Origin of the sequence: Pseudomonas sp. EA_5y_Pfl2_R50 (assembly GCF_963970475.1) — a bacterium.
Classification (GTDB): domain Bacteria; phylum Pseudomonadota; class Gammaproteobacteria; order Pseudomonadales; family Pseudomonadaceae; genus Aquipseudomonas.
In genome coordinates, this window is record NZ_CAXAPT010000018.1 from 60,649 (window position 1) to 83,012 (window position 22,364).

A 22,364-nucleotide genomic window follows, 5' to 3' on the forward strand; every position below is an offset into this window, starting at 1 on the left:
CTGAACGGGATTGCGGAGAAAATAGATGAGCGCGCTCTATATGATTGCCGGCACCCTGATCGCTTTGGGTGTGCTGGTCACCTTTCACGAATTCGGCCACTTCTGGGTCGCGCGTCGCTGTGGCGTGAAGGTTCTGCGTTTCTCCGTTGGCTTCGGCATGCCGTTGCTGCGCTGGCACGACAAGCAAGGGACCGAGTTTGTCGTGGCGGCGATTCCGTTGGGTGGCTACGTCAAGATGCTCGACGAGCGCGAAGGCGAGGTGCCGGTCGATCAGCTTGATCAGTCGTTCAATCGCAAAACGGTACGTCAGCGTATTGCCATTGTTGCCGCTGGCCCTGTCGCCAATTTCCTGCTCGCTTTGGTGTTTTTCTGGGTGCTGGCCATGCTCGGCAGCGAGCAGGTGCGCCCGGTCATCGGTGCGGTGGAGTCCGGCAGTATTGCTGCCAAGGCCGGTTTGAGTGCCGGTGAGGAAATCGTCGCCATTGATGGGGAGCCGACTTCCGGTTGGGCGGCGGTCAATCTGCAGTTGGTACGTCGCCTCGGCGAGAGCGGTTCTTTGCAGTTGGTGGTGCGTGAGCAGGGCTCGACGGCGGATGCGCCGCGGGAGCTGGCGCTGGACAATTGGCTCAAGGGCGCTGATGAGCCGGACCCGATTCGCTCGCTGGGTATTCGCCCTTGGCGTCCGGCCTTGCCGCCGGTGCTGGCCGAGCTTGATCCGAAAGGTCCGGCCCAGGCAGCCGGGTTGAAAACCGGTGATCGCTTGCTGGCGCTCGATGGTCAGGCGCTGAATGACTGGCAACAGGTCGTTGATACCGTTCGCACGCGTCCTGATACCAAAATCTTGCTGCGCGTCGAGCGCGATGGTGCTCAAATCGACGTCCCTGTCACCTTGGCAGCCCGGGGTGAGAGCAAGTCGCCAAGCGGTTATCTGGGTGCCGGGGTGAAAGCTGTCGACTGGCCACCGGAAATGATCCGCGAGGTCAGTTACGGGCCGTTGGCTGCGATTGGCGAGGGTGCCCGACGCACTTGGACCATGAGCATCCTGACACTGGATTCACTAAAGAAAATGCTGTTCGGCGAGCTCTCGGTAAAAAACTTGAGTGGACCGATAACCATTGCTAAAGTGGCGGGCGCTTCTGCCCAGTCGGGCGTCGCTGATTTCCTGAATTTCCTTGCTTATCTGAGTATTAGCCTGGGAGTTCTGAATTTGCTGCCCATTCCTGTACTGGATGGGGGGCATTTGTTGTTTTATCTGATCGAGTGGGCGCGTGGTCGTCCCTTGTCGGATCGGGTGCAAGGTTGGGGGATACAGATCGGGATCAGTTTGGTGGTCGGGGTGATGTTGCTTGCTCTGGTCAACGATCTGGGTCGACTGTAACGCTTCGCTGAATTGCGAATCTGCCGCATTTTGCGGCAGTTTGTTTATTGCCAGTTGGAATAAGAAAGGACTTCATGAAACGTCTGCTGCTAACTGCGGTTCTCACCGTATTGATGATCGCCGAAGTTCACGCCGAGTCCTTCACTATCTCTGATATTCGCGTCAACGGCCTCCAGCGGGTCTCCGCGGGTAGTGTCTTTGGTGCCTTGCCGTTGAACGTCGGCGAGCAGGCGGATGATCGTCGCCTGGTGGAATCCACTCGTGCGTTGTTCAAAACCGGTTTCTTTCAAGATATCCAGCTGGGCCGCGAAGGCAACGTTCTGGTAATCACTGTTGTCGAGCGCCCGTCGGTCGCCAGCATCGAGATCGAAGGCAACAAGGCGATCTCCACCGAAGACCTGATGAAAGGCCTCAAGCAATCCGGTCTGGCCGAAGGCGAGATCTTCCAGCGTGCCACCCTCGAAGGTGTGCGTAACGAACTGCAACGTCAGTACGTTGCCCAGGGTCGCTATTCGGCCACCGTTGATACGGAAGTGGTATCGCAACCGCGTAACCGCGTCGGTCTGAAAGTGAAGATCAACGAAGGCACCGTTGCGGCCATTCAGCACATCAACGTGGTGGGCAACACGGTTTTCCCTGAAGAAGACCTGACTGACCTGTTCGAACTGAAAACCACCAACTGGCTGTCGTTCTTCAAGAACGATGACAAGTACGCTCGCGAAAAACTGTCCGGTGACCTGGAACGTCTGCGCTCCTATTACCTGGACCGTGGCTATATCAACATGGATATCGCCTCGACCCAGGTGTCCATCACCCCGGACAAGAAACACGTCTACATCACTGTCAACGTCACCGAAGGCGAGAAGTACACCGTTCGTGACGTCAAGCTCAGCGGTGACCTGAAAGTCCCTGAAGACCAGATCAAGTCCCTGCTGCTGGTGCAGAAAGGCCAGGTGTTCTCGCGCAAGCTGATGACCACCACGTCCGAATTGATCACCCGTCGTCTAGGTAACGAGGGTTACACCTTCGCCAACGTCAACGGCGTGCCTCAGCCACACGACGACGACCACACGGTCGACATCCTGTTTGCTGTCGATCCAGGCAAGCGCGCCTACGTCAACCGCATCAACTTCCGCGGCAACACCAAGTCCGAGGACGAAGTGCTGCGTCGTGAAATGCGTCAGATGGAAGGCGGCTGGGCTTCGACCTACCTGATCGATCAATCCAAGACCCGTCTTGAACGTCTGGGCTTCTTCAAGGAAGTCAACGTTGAAACCCCGGCTGTGCCAGGTGTCGACGATCAGGTTGACGTGAACTACGCCGTTGAAGAACAGGCTTCCGGTTCGATCACCGCCAGTGTCGGTTTCGCCCAGAGTGCCGGTCTGATCCTCGGTGGTTCGATCACCCAGAACAACTTCCTCGGTACCGGTAACCGCGTCAGCGTCGGCCTGACCCGAAGCGAATACCAGAGCCGCTACAACTTCGGCTACGTTGACCCGTACTGGACCGCAGATGGCGTGAGCCTGGGTTACAACGCGTTCTATCGCACCACTGACTACGATGACCTCGATGTCGACGTTGCAAGCTATGCGGTAGACAGCCTGGGTGCTGGCGTAAACGTCGGCTACCCGATCAGCGAGACTTCGCGTCTGACCTTTGGTTTGTCCGCTCAACAGGACGAGATCAAGACAGGTACCTATACCGTTGACGAGATTTTCGACTTCGTTAACAAGGAAGGTGACAAGTACCTTAACTTCAAGGCTTCGGCCGGCTGGTCCGAGTCGACCCTGAACAAAGGCGTACTGCCGACCCGTGGCCGTTCCCAGAGCCTGACCCTGGAAACCACCATTCCGGGCAGCGACCTGTCGTTCTACAAACTTGATTATCGCGGTCAGCTGTTCCAGCCGATCTCCGAGAACTACACCCTGCGTCTGCACACCGAATTGGGTTATGGCGACGGCTACGGTTCGACTGACGGCTTGCCGTTCTATGAAAACTACTATGCTGGTGGTTTCAACTCGGTTCGTGGCTTCAAGGACAGCACCCTCGGCCCGCGCAGTACGCCGAGCCGTGGTACCAACCCGGGTACGCTGGCTGACCCGGATCAGGACCCGCTGCCGTTCGGTGGTAACGTTCTGATCCAGGGTGGCGTCGAGGTTCTGTTCCCGCTGCCATTCGTCAAGGATCAGCGTTCCCTGCGCACTTCGGTATTCTGGGATGTGGGTAACGTATTTGACTCGCAGTGCAAGGACACTACCAATGCGAACGGCTCGTCGTCGAACACCAAGTGCAACGACATCAGCTTGAGCAATATGGCCAGTTCCGTCGGTGTGGGTGTGACCTGGGTCACCGCACTGGGTCCTCTGAGCTTCGCGTTGGCCATGCCGATCAAGAAACCGGATGACGCTGAAACTCAAGTGTTCCAATTCTCCCTCGGCCAGACCTTTTAAGTGTCTGACCCAAGATAACGACAATGGATTTTGTAGGAGTGCATCGTGCGTAAGTTGACTCAATTGGTTCTCCTGGCCTCCGTACTGGTGGCAGGCCCGGCATTTGCCGACATGAAAATCGCCGTTCTGAACTATCAGATGGCCTTGCTCGAATCCGACGCTGCGAAGAAGTACGCCGTGGATGCCGAGAAGAAGTTCGGTCCACAACTGACCAAGCTGAAAACCCTGGAAAGCAGCGCCAAAGGCATTCAGGATCGTCTGATGGCCGGTGGCGACAAGATGCAGCAAGGTGAGCGTGAGCGTCTGGAACTGGAATTCAAGCAAAAGGCTCGTGACTTCCAGTTTCAGTCCAAGGAGTTGAACGAAGCCAAAGCCGTTGCGGATCGCGAAATGCTCAAGCAACTGAAGCCGAAACTGGACAGTGCAGTGGAAGAAGTCATCAAGAAAGGTGGTTTTGACCTGGTGTTCGAGCGTGGCGCAGTGATCGATGTCAAACCTCAGTACGACATCACGCGCCAGGTTATCGAGCGCATGAATCAGCTGAAGTAACCCATGACCGTGACTATCAAGCTCGGCCAGTTGGCCGAGTTCCTCGGCGCCACCCTGCGTGGCGACCCCGAGAAGCAAATTACTGGGCTAGCCACTTTGCAAGAGGCTGGCCCAGCTCAGTTGAGCTTCCTGGCAAACCCCCAATACCGTAAATTCCTCACCGGTTCGCAGGCAGCAGCCTTGTTGCTCAAAGAGGCCGATGCCGAAGGTTTTGCCGGTGATGCGTTGGTGGTACCAGATCCTTATCTGGCCTATGCACGCATCTCGCATTTGTTCGATCCCAAGCCGAAAGCCATCGCCGGTATCCATCCTTCGGCGGTGATTGCGGCGGATGCGGTGGTCGATGCCAGTGCCAGCATCGGACCCTTCGTGGTGATCGAGGCCGGCGCGCGTATTGGTGCGCACGTGACACTGGGGGCGCACTGCGTCGTCGGTGCTCGCAGCGAAATCGGCGAGGGCGGCTGGCTCGCTCCGCGGGTGACGCTGTATCACGACGTGCGCATCGGCAAGCGTGTAGTGATCCAGTCGGGTGCTGTTCTAGGTGGTGAAGGCTTCGGCTTTGCCAACGAAAAAGGCGTCTGGCAGAAAATCGCCCAGATCGGTGGCGTAACCATCGGCGATGATGTGGAGATCGGCGTAAATACCGCCATCGACCGCGGTGCGTTGGCTGATACCGTGATCGGCAATGGCGTGAAACTCGATAACCAGATCCAGATCGCGCACAACGTCCAGGTCGGTGATCACACCGCCATGGCCGCGTGTGTCGGTATCTCCGGCAGCACCAAAATTGGCAAGCATTGCATGCTGGCCGGTGGCGTTGGTCTGGTCGGGCATATCGATATTTGCGACAACGTTTTCCTGACCGGGATGACCATGGTGACTCACTCGATTACCGAGCCGGGCGCCTACTCTTCCGGCACAGCCATGCAACCGGCGGCCGAATGGCGCAAAAGCGCGGCCCGCATTCGTCAGCTCGATGACATCGCGCGACGTTTGAAACAACTGGAAAAGCGCGTAGGGGAAGTGACCCCTGACGGCAATGCTTCATCAGATGGCTGATACCATTTCCATATCAAGTGTGCACAGCCTCTAGACTGCCTCCTTGATTTGCTAGAGGAGTGCGCGTCAGTCGCGCTCCCAATCTTTACATAGGCTTCCCCACGAAATGATGGACATCAACGAGATTCGCGAATACCTGCCTCACCGTTACCCGTTCCTGCTGGTGGACCGAGTGGTGGAACTGGACACTGAAGGCAAGCGCATTCGCGCCTACAAGAATGTCAGCATCAATGAACCGTTCTTCAATGGTCACTTCCCGGCGCACCCGATCATGCCGGGCGTGCTGATCATCGAAGCGATGGCTCAGGCTGCCGGGATCCTCGGTTTCAAAATGCTCGATGTGAAGCCTGCCGATGGCACGCTTTATTACTTCGTCGGCTCCGACAAGCTGCGCTTCCGCCAGCCTGTGTTGCCGGGCGATCAGTTGATCCTTGAAGCCAGGTTCATCAGCTGCAAGCGTCAGATCTGGAAGTTCGAATGCCAGGCTTCGGTCGACGGCAAGCCGGTCTGCTCGGCTGAAATCATCTGTGCGGAACGCAAGCTATGAGTTTGATTGACCCTCGCGCAATCATCGATCCGTCTGCCGTTCTGGCTGACGGCGTCGAGGTCGGCCCGTGGTCGATCATCGGCGCAGGTGTGGAAATCGGCGAGGGTACCGTGATCGGGCCGCATGTGATCCTTAAAGGCCCGACCCGCATTGGCAAGCACAATCGCATCTATCAGTTTTCTTCGGTAGGCGAAGACACGCCCGATCTGAAATACAAGGGCGAAGAGACGCGTCTGGTGATCGGTGACCACAACGTCATCCGTGAAGGTGTGACCATTCACCGTGGCACCGTGCAAGACCGTTCGGAAACCACGCTGGGCGATCACAACCTGATCATGGCCTATGCCCACATCGGGCATGACAGCGTTATCGGCAACCACTGCATTCTGGTCAACAACACGGCGCTGGCCGGCCATGTGCACGTGGATGACTGGGCGATCCTCTCCGGTTTCACCCTTGTGCACCAGTATTGCCACATTGGCGCCCACAGCTTTTCCGGCATGGGTACTGCCATCGGCAAGGACGTTCCGGCGTTCGTGACCGTCTTCGGCAACCCCGCCGAAGCGCGCAGCATGAACTTCGAGGGCATGCGCCGTCGTGGTTTCAGCGAAGACGCGATCCACACCCTGCGTCGCGCCTACAAAACCGTGTATCGCCAAGGGCTGACGGTCGAGCAGGCCCTGGCTGAACTGGCTGAGCCTGCCGCACAGTTCCCGGAAGTCGCGGTGTTCCGTGATTCCATTCAGTCGTCGACTCGCGGCATCACCCGCTGATCATGGCCAGTCTGCGTATTGCGCTGGTGGCCGGTGAAGCTTCCGGTGACATTCTTGGCGCCGGCCTCATGCGCGCCCTCAAGGCACAGCATCCGGCGGTCGAGTTCATCGGCGTCGGTGGCCCGTTGATGCAGGCTGAAGGCCTGACTTCGTACTTTCCCATGGAACGCTTGTCGGTCATGGGACTGGTGGAGGTTCTCGGTCGTTTGCGTGAGCTGCTCAAGCGCCGCAAAGACCTGATCGCCACGCTGATTGCCGAGAAACCGGATGTGTTCATCGGCATCGATGCCCCGGATTTCAACCTCAATATCGAACTCAAGCTGCGCCAGGCCGGGATCAAGACCGTGCATTACGTCAGCCCCTCGGTGTGGGCGTGGCGGCAGAAACGCGTGCTGAAGATCCGCGAAGGCTGCGATCTGATGCTGACACTGCTGCCATTCGAAGCAAAATTTTACGAAGAGAAAGGCGTACCGGTGCGGTTCGTCGGCCACACCTTGGCCGACACCATTCCACTGGAGGCCGATCGCGCTGCGGCGCGTGCCGAACTGGGCTTGCCTGATGGCCCGCTAGTGGCGCTGATGCCCGGCAGCCGTGGCGGGGAAGTTTCCCGTCTCGGTGCGCTGTTTCTCGATACCGCCGAGCGTCTGCGCGCCATGCGTCCGGGCTTGCGCTTCGTCATTCCGTGCGCCAACCCCGAGCGCCGCGCGCAGCTTGAAGAGCTGCTCGCCGGTCGTGATCTGCCGGTGACCTTGCTTGACGGCAAGTCGCATCTGGCCTTGGCTGCGTGCAACGCCGTACTGATCGCTTCCGGCACCGCGACCCTTGAAGCGCTGTTGTACAAGCGGCCGATGGTGGTGGCGTACCGGTTGGCACCGCTGACCTTCTGGATTCTGAAACGGATGGTCAAGAGCCCGTATGTGTCGCTGCCGAACCTGCTGGCCCAGCGTTTGTTGGTGCCGGAACTGTTGCAGGATGATGCGACGGTCGACGCGCTGGCGCAGACCCTGTCGCCGCTGATCGAAGGCGGCGAAGAGCAGACCCGCGGCTTCGACGAGATTCACCGCACGCTGCGGCTGGATGCCTCCAATCAGGCGGCGGATGCCGTCCTCAACCTGATCGGTCAATCACGATGAGCAAGACAACCCTGCAGATGGGCCTGGATTTCACCTTGGTCGCCGAAGTCGAAGAACTGGTGGCAGGTGTCGATGAAGTCGGTCGTGGCCCGTTGTGCGGCGCGGTGGTGACGGCGGCAGTGATCCTCGACCCGAACCGGCCGATTCTAGGTCTGAACGATTCGAAGAAACTCACCGAAGCCAAGCGCGAAAAGCTCTACGACGAAATCATCGAGAAATCCCTGAGCTGGTGCATTGCCCGCGCCGAAGTCGAGGAAATCGACGAGCTGAACATCTTGCACGCGACCATGCTGGCCATGCAGCGCGCGGTTGCCGGCCTGCACATTCAGCCAAAACTGGCGATGATCGACGGTAACCGCTGCCCGCAACTGCCAATGCGCGCCGAAGCGGTGGTGCAGGGCGACGGCAAGGTACCGGCCATTGCTGCCGCGTCGATTTTGGCCAAGGTCAGTCGCGACCGTGAAATGGCTGCATTCGAATTGATCTATCCGGGCTACGGCATCGGCGGCCATAAAGGCTACCCGACGCCCGTTCATCTGGAAGCGTTGGTGCGTCTCGGTCCGACGCCGATTCACCGGCGCTCCTTCGCCCCGGTGCGGCAGGCTTACGAGGCACTCGAAGGTCTGACGCAGGTTTAGTCGCAAGGCTGATGTTTTGTTCGAGGCCCGGTACAATCCGGGCCTTGTTGTCTCTATGTAACTGGACAGGATCACTATGCCGGCTTCATTCGTTCATCTACGCCTGCACACTGAATACTCCCTGGTCGACGGGCTTGTGCGGATCAAGCCGCTGGTCAAGGCCCTGACCGGCATGAACATGCCGGCGGTGGCGGTCACCGACCAGAACAACATGTGTTCCCTGGTCAAATTCTATAAAAACACCATGGGCGCAGGCATCAAACCGATCTGCGGCGCTGACTTGTGGCTGTCTAACAAGGACCCGGACGCACCGCTGAGCCGGCTCAGCCTGTTGGTGATGAACGCCAAGGGCTATCGCAACCTCACCGAATTGATCTCGCGCGGCTTTATCGAAGGCCAGCGCAACGGCATGATCATCGTCGAGCGTGAGTGGGTGGCCGAGGCCAACGAAGGCCTGATCATGCTGTCCGCCGCCAAAGAAGGCGAGATCGGCATGGCCATGATCGGTGGTAACCCCGCCGAAGCCGAGGCTTTGGCGCGTGAATGGATGGCGGTGTTCCCGGACCGGTTCTATCTGGAAATCCAGCGCACCAACCGTCCCAACGATGAAGAGCAACTGCACGGCGCGGTGGCCCTGGCCGACAAGCTTGGCGCGCCGCTGGTGGCGACCAACGATGTGCGTTTCATCAAGCAGGAAGACTTCGCCGCCCACGAAACCCGCGTGTGCATCGGTGAGGGCCGCGCCCTCGACGACCCGCGGCGTTCGAAGAACTACAGCGATCAGCAATACCTGAAAAGCGCCGAGGAAATGATCGAGCTGTTCAGCGATATTCCCGATGCGATTGAAAACACTGTCGAGATCGCCAAGCGCTGCAACATCGAAGTCAAACTGGGCACGCACTTTCTGCCCAACTTCCCGATTCCCGATGGCATGACCATCGACGAATATTTCCGCAAGGTCTCCTTCGACGGTCTCGAAGAGCGACTGGCGGTGCTGCTGCCCAAAGACACTACCGAAGACTACGAAGCCAAGCGTCAGGTCTACGTCGACCGCTTGAATTTCGAGCTGGATATCATCATCCAGATGGGCTTCCCCGGTTACTTCCTCATCGTGATGGACTTTATCCAGTGGGCCAAGAACAACGGCGTACCGGTAGGTCCTGGCCGTGGATCGGGTGCCGGTTCGCTGGTGGCCTACGTGCAGAAGATCACCGACCTCGACCCGTTGGAATACGACCTGCTGTTCGAACGTTTCCTTAACCCGGAACGGGTATCGATGCCCGACTTCGACGTCGACTTCTGCATGGACGGTCGTGATCGGGTGATCGACTACGTGGCGGAGAAATACGGTCGCAACGCGGTGAGCCAGATCATCACCTTCGGTTCGATGGCCGCCAAGGCTGTGGTGCGCGACGTGGCGCGGGTGCAGGGCAAGTCCTACGGTCTGGCGGATCGTCTGTCGAAGATGATTCCGTTCGAAGTCGGCATGACCCTGGAAAAAGCCTACGAGCAGGAAGAAATCCTCCGTGACTTCATCAAGGTCGATGAAGAGGCGGCGGAAATCTGGGAGATGGCGCGCAAGCTAGAAGGTGTAGTACGTAACGTCGGTAAGCACGCCGGTGGTGTGGTGATCGCCCCGACCAAGCTGACCGACTTCTCGCCGATCTATTGCGACGAGGCCGGTGACGGCCTGGTAACCCAGTTCGACAAGGACGACGTTGAAGCGGCTGGTCTGGTGAAGTTCGACTTCCTCGGTCTGCGAACGTTGACGATCATCGACTGGGCACTGAAAACCATCAACCGTGACCGCGCCAAGGTCAACGAGCCGCCGCTGGATATCGCGTTTATCCCGCTGGACGACAAACCGACCTACACGCTGTTGCAAAAAGCTGAAACCACCGCAGTGTTCCAGCTTGAGTCGCGCGGCATGAAAGAGCTGATCAAAAAGCTCAAGCCCGACTGCCTGGAGGACCTGATCGCACTGGTGGCCCTGTTCCGTCCGGGTCCGCTGCAGTCCGGAATGGTGGACGACTTCATTAACCGTAAGCACGGTCGCGCCGAACTGGCGTATCCGCATTCGGATTACCAGTACGAAGGTTTGAAGCCTGTTCTGGCGCCGACTTACGGCATCATCCTGTATCAGGAACAGGTGATGCAGATTGCCCAGGTCATGGCCGGTTACACACTCGGCGGTGCGGACATGCTCCGTCGCGCCATGGGTAAGAAAAAGCCCGAAGAAATGGCCAAGCAGCGCGGCGGTTTCATTGAAGGTTGCGCGACCAACAACATCGACGCTGACCTCGCGGGTAACATTTTCGACCTGGTAGAGAAATTCGCCGGTTACGGCTTCAACAAATCCCACTCCGCTGCCTACGGTCTGGTTTCGTACCAGACCGCTTGGCTGAAAGCGCACTACCCGGCGCCGTTCATGGCAGCGGTACTGTCGGCGGATATGCACAACACCGACAAGGTCGTGACCTTGATCGAGGAAGTGCGCACGATGAAGCTGCGCCTCGACGCGCCGGACGTGAATACTTCGGAGTTCAAGTTCACGGTGAACGACGACGGCCGCATTGTCTACGGCCTCGGCGCGATCAAAGGTGTCGGCGAAGGCCCGGTCGAGGCCATCACCGAAGCGCGGCAGGCCGGACCGTTCAAGGATCTGTTCGATTTCTGCGCCCGTGTCGACCTCAAGCGCATCAACAAACGTACTCTCGACGGCTTGATCCGTAGTGGTGCGCTGGATCGTCTTGGCCCTTATTTCCACGACGAACAAAAGGCTTATCAGGCCAACATCGACCGCAATCGCGCCGTGCTGCTGGCGGCGATGGAAGAGGCGATCAAGGCGGCCGAGCAGACCGCGCGCACCCACGACAGCGGTCACGCCGACCTGTTTGGCGGGCTGTTTGTCGAGGAAGACGCCGACGTTTATGCGTCGCATCGCAAGGCCAAGGAGCTGACCCTCAAGGAGCGTCTCAAGGGTGAAAAAGACACCCTGGGCCTGTACCTGACCGGTCACCCGATTGACGAATACGAAGGCGAGATCCGCCGTTTCGCCCGTCAGCGCATCATCGACCTGAAGCCGGCGCGGGATACGCAAACCGTGGCTGGGATGATCATTGCCCTGCGCGTGATGAAGAACAAGAAGGGCGACAAGATGGGCTTCATCACCCTCGATGACCGTTCGGGGCGGATCGAGGCGTCGCTGTTTGCCGATGCGTTCCATTCTGCGCAATCGCTGTTGCAGACCGACGCAATGGTGGTGGTCGAGGGCGAAGTCAGCAACGACGACTTCTCCGGCGGCCTGCGCCTGCGGGTCAAACGTGTGATGAGCATGGAAGATGCGCGCACCAACCTTGCCGAGAGCCTGCGTCTGAAGCTGCAAACCCAGGACCTCAAAGGCGATCAGCTACGCTGGTTGGGGGAATTGCTCAAGCGTCATCGCGGCGCGTGCCCGATCACCATGGAGTACACCAGCCCGGATGCGAAGACCTTGCTGCAGTTCGGCGAGACGTGGCGAATCGACCCGGCAGATGCCTTGATTCAGGCTCTGCGTGACCAGTTCGGGCGAGACAACGTCTTCCTCCAATACCGTTGACCGGCGAGTGCCATCATGGCGCATGCCCGCAACCTGAATTTTTAATCTCGACCTCAGCGCGCCTCTCCCTTAAGGTAGGGCGCGAATAGACAACCGGCCGGCCCAAGCTCATTTGGGACACGACCCAAGACGGACGCCTATGAACCCGAATTTTCTAGATTTCGAACAGCCGATCGCCGACCTGCAAGCCAAGATCGAAGAGTTGCGCTTGGTCGGTAATGACAATTCGCTGAATATCGGCGATGAGATCTCCCGCCTGCAGGACAAGAGCAAAACGCTGACCGAAGACATCTTCGGCAAGCTGACCAGCTGGCAGATCGCACGCCTGGCGCGTCACCCGAAACGCCCGTATACCCTCGACTACATCGAGCACATCTTCACCGAGTTCGACGAACTGCACGGCGACCGTCACTTCTCTGACGACGCAGCCATCGTTGGCGGTATCGCCCGTCTGGAAGACCAGCCGGTGATGGTCATCGGTCACCAGAAGGGCCGTGAAGTGCGTGAGAAGGTGCGCCGCAACTTCGGCATGCCGCGTCCTGAAGGCTACCGCAAGGCTTGCCGCCTGATGGAAATGGCCGAACGTTTCAAAATGCCGATCCTGACCTTCATCGACACCCCGGGCGCCTATCCTGGTATCGACGCTGAAGAGCGTAACCAGAGCGAAGCGATTGCCTGGAACCTGCGTGTGATGTCGCGCCTGAAGACCCCGATCATCGCCACCGTTATCGGTGAAGGTGGTTCCGGTGGTGCACTGGCCATCGGCGTCTGCGATCAGTTGAACATGCTGCAATACTCCACCTACGCGGTGATCTCACCGGAAGGTTGCGCTTCGATTCTGTGGAAAACCGCCGAAAAAGCGCCGGACGCCGCTGAAGCGATGGGCATCACCGCCGAGCGCCTCAAAGGCCTGGGCATTGTCGACAAGGTGATTGGCGAGCCTCTGGGCGGTGCGCACCGTGACCCGGCCGCCGCTGCTGCATCGATCCGCGCCGAGCTGAGCTCGCAACTGGCGATGCTGAAGAAGTTCGATAACGAAGCGCTGTTGAAGCGCCGTTATGATCGACTGATGAGCTACGGTCTCTAAGTCGACGGCAATACCCAATGTGGGAGCGGGCTTGCTCGCGAAAGCGGTATCACAGTCGACGTACTGGTTGAATGTTGAGACGCCTTCGCGAGCAAGCTCGCTCCCACATTTGATTGGGGCATAGAGGCAGATATGAGTCAGCTCTCGTTTGATTTGTCCGCGCGAGTCATGCGCAGCCTCAAGCCATGGCGCAACGCCGCTCATTGGCGCATCGCCTTCTCCGGTGGTCTTGATTCCACTGTCCTGTTGCATCTGCTCGTCCATCTCGCAAAATCCGAATCTTTCCCTCCGCTAAGCGCTGTCCATATCCATCACGGTCTTCAGACTGTGGCTGATGCGTGGCCGCAACATTGCCAGACAGTTTGCGATGCACTGGGTGTGCCGCTGCTGATTGAACGGGTGACGGTGCGGCCGGGGGCGAGTCTGGAGCGGGCGGCGCGGGATGCACGGTACTCGGTGTTCACTGCGCTGACGCAAACCGATCAGGTATTGCTGACCGGACAGCATCGTGACGATCAGGCAGAAACCCTGTTGTTCCGCCTGTTGCGCGGTGGCGGTGTGCGCGGGTTGTCCGCGATGCCGCCACAGCGCGTGGTGGGGCAGGGGATGCTGGTTCGGCCCTTGCTCGATATCACTCGCGCAGAGCTGGAGGCATACGCCCATGTGCATGAACTGGTGTGGATCGAAGACCCGTCTAATCAGGATCGGCAATTCTCGCGCAACTATCTGCGCCACCAGATCATGCCCCGCCTGACAGAGCGCTGGCCACAAGCGCAGGCGAGCATGGCCCGCAGCGCGGCGCATCTGCGTGAGGCGCAGGGCTTGCTCGATGAGCTGGCGAACATGGATCTGGCCCTGGCTTCGACCGCGCATGAGTTCGAGTGGCTGGGCTTGCATTCGCTGCAACTGGCACCTCTGGCCGCGTTGTCTGCCGCCCGCCAGCGGAATGCGTTGAGCCACTGGCTCGAGCCGCTGACCCGACTGCCCGACACTGACCATTGGTCGGGTTGGGAGTGTCTGTGCAACGCCGCCGCCGATGCTTCGCCGATCTGGCGACTGGCCGATGGCGAGTTGCAGCGCAGTGCCGGGCGTCTGTGGTGGCTCAGTGGTAACTGGCTGCGCACACCGATGATCGGCGGCGAGTGGCAGACCCCGTCGGCAGCGCTACGCTTGGCCGATAACGGCTCTGTCATGTTCACCGGACAGGCGCCTCGCGGGGCGCTGCGCATTGGCTACAGACAGGGCGGGGAAGTGATGGCTGTGGCGGATCGTGGCCATCGCGATCTCAAGCGTCTGCTGAATGAGCGTGCAGTGCCGGGATTCGTGCGTGGCAGATTGCCGCTGCTGTTTCGCGGTGACGAATTGATCGCGGTGGCGAACCTGCCGGGCCTTGATGGCCATTTGCAGGAAGGCTGGACATTGCATTGGCGGCCAACAGACGAAGATCAAGGTTTGAGCTGAAAGGAGCATTCCGGTAGACTACGCTCCCTTCTTGATACAACTTCTGTGGATTCGCCTGAATTGCAGGAGTTGCCGATTACCAAGCAGTCTTTGCTGGGCGATTCCAAAAAATGTGTAGCGAGCAACGTACCGGTGTTTCATCTGCCGGTCTGTCCCAACGCGGCGGTTTTTTTGAAAGGTGCACTGTGATTAATGCAGGTGATCGGGGGCTTCGGCCTTCCTTCGCTTTCCCCGGCGGCTCGTACCGCTTTAACGCAGACTTCTAGGGTTTTTCATGACGCGCTACATATTCGTCACGGGCGGTGTTGTTTCTTCATTGGGGAAAGGCATTGCATCGGCATCATTGGCGGCCATCCTGGAGGCGCGGGGACTTAAGGTCACCATGCTGAAGCTGGACCCGTACATCAACGTCGACCCGGGCACCATGAGCCCGTTCCAGCACGGTGAAGTGTTCGTCACCCACGACGGCGCCGAGACTGACCTGGACCTGGGCCACTACGAGCGGTTCATCCGCACGACCATGACCCAGAACAACAACTTCACCACCGGCCGTGTCTACGAGCACGTGCTGCGCAAAGAGCGCCGTGGTGACTACCTGGGTGCAACCATCCAGGTGATCCCGCACATCACCGACGAAATCAAGCGCCGCATCATCAAGGGTGCCGGTGACGCTGACGTGGCAATGGTCGAGATCGGTGGCACCGTCGGTGACATCGAGTCGCAACCGTTCCTCGAAGCCATCCGTCAACTGCGTTTCGAGGTCGGCGCCAAGCGCGCGATGCTGATGCACCTGACGCTGGTTCCATACATCGCCACCGCTGGCGAAACCAAGACCAAGCCAACCCAGCACTCGGTCAAGGAACTGCGTTCGATCGGCCTGCAGCCAGACGTACTGGTGTGCCGCTCCGATCACCCGATCGACGTCTCGTCGCGTCGCAAGATCGCTCAGTTCACCAACGTTGAAGAACGTGCGGTGATCGCGCTGGAAGACGCCGACACCATCTACAAGATCCCGGGCATCCTGCATTCGCAAGGTCTGGACGATTTTGTCGTCGAGCGTTTCGGTCTGCAATGCGGCAGCGCCGATCTGTCCGAGTGGGACGCGGTGGTTGATGCCAAGCTGAACCCGGAACACGAAGTGACCATCGCGATGGTCGGCAAGTACATGGAACTGCTGGACGCCTACAAGTCGCTGATCGAAGCGATGAGTCACGCCGGCATCAGCAACCGCACCAAGGTCAACCTGCGTTACATCGATTCCGAAGACATCGAGAACCAGGGTACTGCGCTGCTCGAAGGTGTCGACGCGATCCTCGTTCCGGGCGGCTTCGGTCTGCGCGGCGTGGAGGGCAAGATCACTGCCGTTCAGTACGCTCGCGAAAATAAGGTTCCGTACCTGGGTATCTGCCTGGGTATGCAAGTGGCGGTCATTGAGTTCGCTCGCAACGTCATGGGCTGGAAAGACGCCAACTCCACCGAGTTTGATCGCGCCAGCGGCCATCCGGTTGTCGGTCTGATCACCGAATGGGAAGACGCGACCGGCGCCGTTGAAGTGCGTACCGAATCGTCCGACCTGGGCGGCACCATGCGCCTCGGCGCTCAGGACTGCCTGCTCGAAGCCGGCTCCAAGGTGCACGACTGCTACGGCAAGGACGTGATCGTCGAGCGTCACCGTCATCGCTACGAAGTGAACAACAACCTGCTGCCACAGCTGATCGAAGCCGGCCTGAAAATCTCCGGCCGCTCCGCTGACGCGGCGCTGGTTGAAGTGGTTGAAGCACCGGATCATCCATGGTTCGTCGCCTGCCAGTTCCACCCTGAGTTCACCTCGACACCACGCGATGGCCACCCGCTGTTCAGCGGTTTCGTCAAAGCAGCGTTGGCTCAACACCAGAAGAAGGCGTAACCCCGATGGCACAGAAGATCATCCGCGTCGGCGACATCGAGATTGCCAACGACAAACCCATGGTGCTGTTCGGCGGCATGAACGTGCTGGAAAGCCGTGACATGGCCATGCAGGTTTGCGAAGAGTATGTGAAGGTCACCGAAAAACTCGGCATCCCTTACGTGTTCAAGGCCAGTTTCGACAAGGCCAACCGATCTTCTGTGACCTCTTATCGTGGTCCTGGCCTGGAAGAGGGCATGCGCATCTTCCAGGACATCAAACAAGCCTTCAGCGTGCCGATCATCACCGACGTCCACGAGCCTGATCAGGCCGCGGTCGTCGCTGAGGTCTGCGACATCATTCAACTGCCGGCCTTCCTGTCGCGCCAGACCGATCTGGTCGTCGCGATGGCCAGGACCAATGCAGTGATCAACATCAAGAAAGCCCAGTTCCTCGCGCCTCAGGAAATGAAACACATCCTGAACAAATGCGTGGAAGCGGGTAACGATCAACTGATCCTCTGCGAGCGTGGTTCGAGCTTCGGCTACAACAACCTCGTGGTCGACATGCTCGGCTTCGGCATCATGAAGCAGTTCGAGTATCCGGTATTCTTCGACGTGACCCACGCGCTGCAAATGCCGGGTGGTCGGGCCGACTCCGCTGGCGGTCGCCGTGCACAGGTTCTGGATCTGGCCAAGGCCGGCATGAGCCAGGCGCTGGCGGGTCTGTTCCTCGAAGCGCACCCGGACCCGGACAACGCCAAATGCGACGGCCCTTGCGCCTTGCGTCTGGACAAACTGGAGCCATTTCTGGCTCAGCTCAAGGCTCTGGACGAACTGGTGAAGAGTTTTCCGACGGTAGAAACCGCGTAACACTCAATTCTCCGGTAAAGTACCGCACGATTTGTCGCACATGCCCTCGGGCATGTGCGTTGTCGTCTGCAAGCTGCCCGCTGCACACCACTTGCCGACGGTAAAAAGATTTCCTCTAGCTGCGTCGTTTTCGTCAACTTTGGAGTGTTTACAACAATGGCAAAAATCGTCGACATCAAAGGTCGTGAAGTTCTCGACTCCCGTGGCAATCCCACCGTGGAAGCGGACGTGCTTCTCGACAACGGCATCATCGGCAGCGCTTGCGCGCCATCCGGTGCATCCACTGGCTCGCGTGAAGCGCTCGAGCTGCGTGATGGCGACAAGAGCCGTTATCTGGGCAAGGGCGTGCTCAAAGCGGTAGCCAACATCAACGGTCCGATCCGCGATCTGCTGCTGGGCACTGACCCAAGCGACCAGAAAGCGCTGGATCAGGCGATGATCAAGCTCGACGGTACTGAAAACAAAGCGACCCTTGGCGCCAACGCCATCCTCGCCGTCTCCCTGGCTGCGGCCAAGGCTGCTGCGCAGGACCAGGACCTGCCGCTGTACGCGCACATTGCCAACCTGAACGGTACCCCGGGTGTTTACTCGATGCCGGTGCCGATGATGAACATCATCAACGGTGGCGAGCACGCCGATAACAACGTCGACATCCAGGAATTCATGGTTCAGCCGGTTGGCGCCAAGTCTTTCTCGGAAGGTCTGCGCATGGGCACCGAGATTTTCCATCACTTGAAAGCCGTGCTGAAGGCCCGTGGCCTGAGCACTGCCGTTGGCGACGAAGGCGGTTTCGCACCGAACCTGGCCTCCAACGAAGACGCGCTGAAAGTGATCTCCGAAGCTGTCGCCAACGCCGGTTACAAGCTGGGCACCGACGTGACCCTGGCGCTGGACTGCGCGGCCAGCGAATTCTACGAAGACGGCAAATACAACCTGTCCGGCGAAGGCCAGGTGTTCACCGCGGAAGGTTTCGCCGACTACCTCAAAGGTCTGACCGAGCGTTATCCGATCATCTCCATCGAAGACGGTCTGGACGAGTCCGACTGGGCGGGCTGGAAGATCCTCACCGACAAGATCGGCGAGAAGACTCAGTTGGTAGGCGACGATCTGTTCGTGACCAACACCAAGATCCTCAAAGAAGGCATCGATAAAAAGATCGCCAACTCGATCCTGATCAAGTTCAACCAGATCGGCACCCTGACCGAAACCCTGGAAGCCATCCAGATGGCCAAGGCTGCCGGTTACACTGCAGTGATCTCGCACCGTTCCGGCGAAACCGAAGATTCGACCATTGCCGACCTGGCCGTGGGCACTTCGGCTGGCCAGATCAAGACCGGTTCGCTGTGCCGTTCCGACCGCGTTTCCAAGTACAACCAACTGCTGCGTATCGAAGAGCAGTTGAATGGCAAGGCCAAGTACAACGGTCGCAGCGAGTTCCGCGGCTAAGTACCAACTGATGGAAGGACAGCGGATTGTGTCGAAAAAGTCGTGACAGCGATGGATTTGCCACTAATCTGATGCCTTAACAGCACAAGCCTGGGTTTTCCAGGCTTCGTGCTATCAGATGCTTCAAAGTTTTGGCGTGGCTGTCTTTTTTCACTGGATACCTGATATTCGATGCGCAGTCCTTACTGGTTGTTTCTCGTTTTGCTCTTGCTGCTGGCCGGTCTGCAGTACCGCCTGTGGGTGGGCAATGGCAGTCTGGCGCAGGTTGCCGAGCTGAGTCAGCAGATTGCTGATCAACATGCCGAGAACGAAGGTTTGCTGGAGCGCAACCGAGTGATGGACGCTGAAGTCAGCGAGTTGAAAAAGGGCATGGAGACCGTTGAAGAACGGGCTCGTCACGAACTGGGCATGGTCAAGGACGGTGAAACCCTTTACCAGCTGGCCCAATGATCAATTCCCTGCCGGCCTTCTGGGCCGTGATTCCTGCCGCGGGCGTCGGTGCCCGAATGGCCGCGGACCGTCCCAAGCAATACCTGCAACTGGGCGGGCGCACAATTTTCGAACACAGCCTCGGCTGTTTCCTCGATCACCCGAGCCTCAAGGGGCTGGTGGTCAGTCTTGCTGTTGATGATCCTTATTGGCCCAACCTGCCGTGCGCCAGCGATCCGCGAATTCAGCGGGTTGAAGGCGGGGCCGAGCGTTCTGGCTCGGTACTCAATGCCTTGCTGCACCTGCATGCGCAGGGTGCCGATGATGAAGATTGGGTGCTGGTGCACGATGCGGCGCGACCGAATCTGAGTCGTGATGATCTCGACAAGTTACTGGATGAACTGGCGGATGACGCTGTGGGCGGTTTGCTCGCGGTGCCAGCGCGCGACACGCTCAAGCGCGTCGACAAGCACGGTCGGGTTGTTGAAACCGTTGATCGTAGCGTGATCTGGCAGGCGTACACACCACAGATGTTTCGCCTCGGTGCCTTGCATCGGGCGCTGGCGGACAGTCTGGTTGCGGATGCCGTCATTACCGATGAGGCATCGGCGATGGAGTGGGCCGGTCTGAAGCCGCGTTTGATTGAAGGGCGGGCGGATAACCTCAAGGTCACCCGGCCGGAAGATCTGGAGTGGTTGCGCCAGCGTTGGGCGAATCGCCGCTGAGTGCAGTGGAAACCTTTGGAGTGTCTTCGCGAGCAGGCTCGCTCCCACGTTTGAATTACGCCGAACACGAATTGTGTATCCACTGAAGATTCCCTGTGGGAGCGAGCCCGCTCGCGAAAGCGATAGTTCAGGCAACCCATCACTCAGCTTCTGTACTCCGGCCGCTCAGCCAATCCTTCCTTAAGAAAATCCACCAGCTTGCGCACCTTCGGCGACAAATGTCGCTGCTGCGGATACAGCGCCCACACCGCCGTATTCGGTGGCTGATGCGCCTCCAGCAACGAAATCAACGCACCACTGTGCAAGTGCTCAAGCACGTAATAGTCCGGCAACTGACACAATCCCACCCCTTGTAATGCCGCATCGAGCACCGCTTGCCCACTGTTGCAACGCCAGTTTCCCTGCACGCGCTGAGAAAATTCCCGCCCGTTCTGTTCCAGTTGCCAGATGTCCGAGCTGCCGATCAGGCAATTGTGTCGACTTAATTCCGACAAACTGTGTGGGCGTCCGTACCTTTCAAGGTAGGAAGGTGACGCGCACAAAAACATGCGGCGGGGCGCCAGCCGTGCGGCGACCAAGCGCGAGTCCTGCAACCGACCCAGGCGAATCGCCAGATCCAGCCCTTCATGCACCAGATCCAGTTGGCGATTGCTCAGCTCGATATCGATGCGCAACTGCGGATACTGCCCCATGAAGCGCGTTACCAGCGGCACGATAAAACGCTCGCCGTAGGCCACCGCGCACGTCATGCGCAGCATGCCTTTCGGTTCGCTGGTCAGATCGCCGACTGCACGCAGCGCCTCTTCGCGACCATCCTGCAAGCGTTGGCAGTGCTGGAGGAACGTCTGCCCGGCCTCGGTCAGCGTTACGCGACGGGTACTGCGATAGAGCAGACGTGTCTGCAGACGTTCTTCCAAACGCACGATTTGTCGGCTGATGTGCGAGGAGGACACTCCAAGTCGTTCGGCGGCAGCAGTGAATTGGCTGCATTCGGCAACGGCGACGAACTCATCGATGCCTTCCCAGCGATTTTCGGACATCAGGATTATCCCTGTATGGCAATAATGTTTTGCTTTTGTCCGGATTATTCACCAAGAAGCGCTGAACTACACTGGGCGTGTGGTTTTTTATTCAATGGATTTACTGGAGAGTCAGCATGATCAAGTCGCGCGCCGCCGTTGCCTTCGAGGCCAAGAAGCCGCTGGAAATCGTAGAAGTCGATGTCGCCATGCCCAAGGCGGGTGAAGTGCTGCTGCGTGTTGTCGCTTCCGGTGTTTGCCACACGGACGCCTACACGCTGTCCGGTGCTGACCCGGAAGGTATCTTCCCGTCGATCCTCGGTCACGAAGGCGGCGCCATCGTTGAAGCCATCGGCGAGGGCGTGACGTCGGTTGCCGTTGGCGATCATGTTATTCCGCTGTACACCCCGGAGTGTGGGCAGTGCAAATTCTGTAAGTCGGGCAAGACCAACCTGTGTCAGGCGATTCGCGCGACTCAGGGCAAAGGCTTGATGCCAGACGGCACTTCGCGCTTTTCCTACAAGGGCGAAACGATTTTCCACTACATGGGTACTTCGACGTTCTCGGAATACACCGTGCTGCCGGAAATCTCCGTGGCCAAAATCTCCAAAGACGCGCCACTGGAAAAGGTCTGTCTGCTGGGCTGTGGCGTCACCACCGGTATCGGTGCAGTGCTCAACACCGCCAAGGTCAAACCGGGTGACACCGTGGCCATCTTCGGCCTCGGCGGTATCGGTCTGTCGGCAGTGATCGGCGCGGTGAAAGCCAAGGCAGCGCGCATCATTGCCATCGACATCAACCCGGCCAAGTTCGAAATCGCCAGGCAACTCGGTGCTACCGACTGCGTAAACCCGAAAGACTTTGATCGTCCGATCCAGGAAGTGATCGTCGACATGACCGATGGTGGCGTCGACTTCTCCTTCGAATGCATCGGCAATGTGCAACTGATGCGCGCAGCGCTCGAGTGCTGTCACAAAGGTTGGGGCGAGTCGGTGATCATCGGCGTTGCCGGAGCCGGCCAGGAAATCGCTACCCGTCCGTTCCAGTTGGTGACCGGTCGCGTCTGGCGCGGTTCGGCATTCGGCGGTGTCCGTGGCCGTACTGAATTGCCGAGCTACGTCGACATGGCGCAAAGCGGCGAGATCCCGCTGGACACGTTCATCACCCACACCATGGGTCTGGAAGACATCAACAAGGCCTTCGACCTGATGCATGAAGGCAAGAGCATCCGTACCGTCATTCATTTCTAAAAGCAGCGCCAAGCTAAAAGCTTCAAGCTGCAAGTAAAGGTGTATCTGCCTTGTCTTGACGCTCG

Annotated in this window: 18 protein-coding genes; 17 read left to right on the forward strand and 1 reads right to left on the reverse strand. The window is 58.8% G+C overall.

All coding sequences use genetic code 11. The features are described from left to right. Nucleotides 1-25: 25 nt before the first annotated feature. From rseP to ispD, 16 genes are all read left to right on the forward strand, one after another. Entirely contained in the window at nt 26-1,378 is a 1,353-nt protein-coding gene (rseP, locus tag AACY19_RS24665; RefSeq protein WP_339454183.1) for a sigma E protease regulator RseP, read from the forward strand. Between the two features lie 74 nt (nt 1,379-1,452). Continuing rightward, complete coding sequence (gene bamA, locus AACY19_RS24670; protein WP_339454184.1) at nt 1,453-3,828, forward strand: outer membrane protein assembly factor BamA; 2,376 nt, start codon at nt 1,453-1,455, stop codon at nt 3,826-3,828. 45 nt (nt 3,829-3,873) lie between these two features. Next, nucleotides 3,874-4,377: an OmpH family outer membrane protein gene (locus AACY19_RS24675; RefSeq protein WP_003222140.1), complete on the forward strand. Its 504-nt coding sequence runs from the start codon at nt 3,874-3,876 to the stop codon at nt 4,375-4,377. 3 nt (nt 4,378-4,380) lie between these two features. Continuing rightward, nucleotides 4,381-5,436 (forward strand): UDP-3-O-(3-hydroxymyristoyl)glucosamine N-acyltransferase, encoded by a 1,056-nt coding sequence (lpxD, locus tag AACY19_RS24680; protein ID WP_339454185.1) that lies wholly within the window; start codon nt 4,381-4,383, stop codon nt 5,434-5,436. Nucleotides 5,437-5,542: 106 nt separating this feature from the next. Beyond that, on the forward strand, nt 5,543-5,983 hold the full coding sequence (gene fabZ, locus AACY19_RS24685) for a 3-hydroxyacyl-ACP dehydratase FabZ (RefSeq protein ID WP_025110881.1): 441 nt from the start codon (nt 5,543-5,545) through the stop codon (nt 5,981-5,983). Continuing rightward, nucleotides 5,980-6,756: an acyl-ACP--UDP-N-acetylglucosamine O-acyltransferase gene (gene lpxA / locus AACY19_RS24690; RefSeq protein WP_123452068.1), complete on the forward strand. Its 777-nt coding sequence runs from the start codon at nt 5,980-5,982 to the stop codon at nt 6,754-6,756. The genes fabZ and lpxA overlap by 4 nt, the downstream gene beginning before the upstream one ends. Nucleotides 6,757-6,758: 2 nt before the next feature. Beyond that, nucleotides 6,759-7,889, forward strand: coding sequence for a lipid-A-disaccharide synthase (lpxB, locus tag AACY19_RS24695; RefSeq protein ID WP_445262324.1), 1,131 nt, complete (start codon nt 6,759-6,761; stop codon nt 7,887-7,889). A gap of 11 nt (nt 7,890-7,900) precedes the next feature. Next, entirely contained in the window at nt 7,901-8,527 is a 627-nt protein-coding gene (rnhB, locus tag AACY19_RS24700; RefSeq protein ID WP_007908845.1) for a ribonuclease HII, read from the forward strand. Between the two features lie 76 nt (nt 8,528-8,603). Beyond that, entirely contained in the window at nt 8,604-12,125 is a 3,522-nt protein-coding gene (gene dnaE / locus AACY19_RS24705) for a DNA polymerase III subunit alpha (RefSeq protein WP_339454186.1), read from the forward strand. A 139-nt stretch (nt 12,126-12,264) separates the two neighbouring features. After that, entirely contained in the window at nt 12,265-13,212 is a 948-nt protein-coding gene (locus AACY19_RS24710) for an acetyl-CoA carboxylase carboxyltransferase subunit alpha (RefSeq protein ID WP_007908843.1), read from the forward strand. 132 nt (nt 13,213-13,344) lie between these two features. Beyond that, entirely contained in the window at nt 13,345-14,673 is a 1,329-nt protein-coding gene (gene tilS, locus AACY19_RS24715; RefSeq protein WP_339454187.1) for a tRNA lysidine(34) synthetase TilS, read from the forward strand. Nucleotides 14,674-14,947: 274 nt separating this feature from the next. Then, entirely contained in the window at nt 14,948-16,579 is a 1,632-nt protein-coding gene (locus tag AACY19_RS24720) for a CTP synthase (protein WP_339454188.1), read from the forward strand. A gap of 5 nt (nt 16,580-16,584) precedes the next feature. Then, nucleotides 16,585-17,430, forward strand: a complete 846-nt coding sequence (gene kdsA, locus AACY19_RS24725) for a 3-deoxy-8-phosphooctulonate synthase (protein ID WP_339454189.1) — start codon at nt 16,585-16,587, stop codon at nt 17,428-17,430. A 156-nt stretch (nt 17,431-17,586) separates the two neighbouring features. Beyond that, the gene (gene eno / locus AACY19_RS24730) at nt 17,587-18,876 is read left to right on the forward strand and encodes a phosphopyruvate hydratase (RefSeq protein WP_339454190.1); all 1,290 of its coding nucleotides are present in this window, start codon (nt 17,587-17,589) and stop codon (nt 18,874-18,876) included. 171 nt (nt 18,877-19,047) lie between these two features. Beyond that, nucleotides 19,048-19,326 (forward strand): cell division protein FtsB, encoded by a 279-nt coding sequence (gene ftsB / locus AACY19_RS24735; protein WP_339454191.1) that lies wholly within the window; start codon nt 19,048-19,050, stop codon nt 19,324-19,326. Beyond that, nucleotides 19,323-20,030: a 2-C-methyl-D-erythritol 4-phosphate cytidylyltransferase gene (ispD, locus tag AACY19_RS24740; RefSeq protein ID WP_339454192.1), complete on the forward strand. Its 708-nt coding sequence runs from the start codon at nt 19,323-19,325 to the stop codon at nt 20,028-20,030. The genes ftsB and ispD overlap by 4 nt, the downstream gene beginning before the upstream one ends. A gap of 143 nt (nt 20,031-20,173) precedes the next feature. Here ispD and AACY19_RS24745 read toward each other — a convergent pair whose 3' ends face one another. Continuing rightward, nucleotides 20,174-21,070, reverse strand: coding sequence for a LysR substrate-binding domain-containing protein (locus AACY19_RS24745; RefSeq protein ID WP_339454193.1), 897 nt, complete (start codon nt 21,068-21,070; stop codon nt 20,174-20,176). A gap of 116 nt (nt 21,071-21,186) precedes the next feature. Here AACY19_RS24745 and AACY19_RS24750 point away from each other — a divergent pair, with 116 nt between their 5' ends. After that, the gene (locus AACY19_RS24750; RefSeq protein ID WP_339454194.1) at nt 21,187-22,299 is read left to right on the forward strand and encodes an S-(hydroxymethyl)glutathione dehydrogenase/class III alcohol dehydrogenase; all 1,113 of its coding nucleotides are present in this window, start codon (nt 21,187-21,189) and stop codon (nt 22,297-22,299) included. The last annotated feature ends 65 nt before the right edge of the window (nt 22,300-22,364 follow it).

Coding starts and splice junctions, on each gene's coding strand:
- rseP (WP_339454183.1), top strand. CDS start 26: ATGAGCGCGCTCTATATGATTGCCGGCACCCTGATCGCTTTGGGTGTG.
- bamA (WP_339454184.1), top strand. CDS start 1,453: ATGAAACGTCTGCTGCTAACTGCGGTTCTCACCGTATTGATGATCGCC.
- lpxD (WP_339454185.1), top strand. CDS start 4,381: ATGACCGTGACTATCAAGCTCGGCCAGTTGGCCGAGTTCCTCGGCGCC.
- fabZ (WP_025110881.1), top strand. CDS start 5,543: ATGATGGACATCAACGAGATTCGCGAATACCTGCCTCACCGTTACCCG.
- lpxA (WP_123452068.1), top strand. CDS start 5,980: ATGAGTTTGATTGACCCTCGCGCAATCATCGATCCGTCTGCCGTTCTG.
- lpxB (WP_445262324.1), top strand. CDS start 6,759: ATGGCCAGTCTGCGTATTGCGCTGGTGGCCGGTGAAGCTTCCGGTGAC.
- dnaE (WP_339454186.1), top strand. CDS start 8,604: ATGCCGGCTTCATTCGTTCATCTACGCCTGCACACTGAATACTCCCTG.
- AACY19_RS24710 (WP_007908843.1), top strand. CDS start 12,265: ATGAACCCGAATTTTCTAGATTTCGAACAGCCGATCGCCGACCTGCAA.
- tilS (WP_339454187.1), top strand. CDS start 13,345: ATGAGTCAGCTCTCGTTTGATTTGTCCGCGCGAGTCATGCGCAGCCTC.
- AACY19_RS24720 (WP_339454188.1), top strand. CDS start 14,948: ATGACGCGCTACATATTCGTCACGGGCGGTGTTGTTTCTTCATTGGGG.
- kdsA (WP_339454189.1), top strand. CDS start 16,585: ATGGCACAGAAGATCATCCGCGTCGGCGACATCGAGATTGCCAACGAC.
- eno (WP_339454190.1), top strand. CDS start 17,587: ATGGCAAAAATCGTCGACATCAAAGGTCGTGAAGTTCTCGACTCCCGT.
- ftsB (WP_339454191.1), top strand. CDS start 19,048: ATGCGCAGTCCTTACTGGTTGTTTCTCGTTTTGCTCTTGCTGCTGGCC.
- ispD (WP_339454192.1), top strand. CDS start 19,323: ATGATCAATTCCCTGCCGGCCTTCTGGGCCGTGATTCCTGCCGCGGGC.
- AACY19_RS24745 (WP_339454193.1), bottom strand. CDS start 21,070: ATGTCCGAAAATCGCTGGGAAGGCATCGATGAGTTCGTCGCCGTTGCC.
- AACY19_RS24750 (WP_339454194.1), top strand. CDS start 21,187: ATGATCAAGTCGCGCGCCGCCGTTGCCTTCGAGGCCAAGAAGCCGCTG.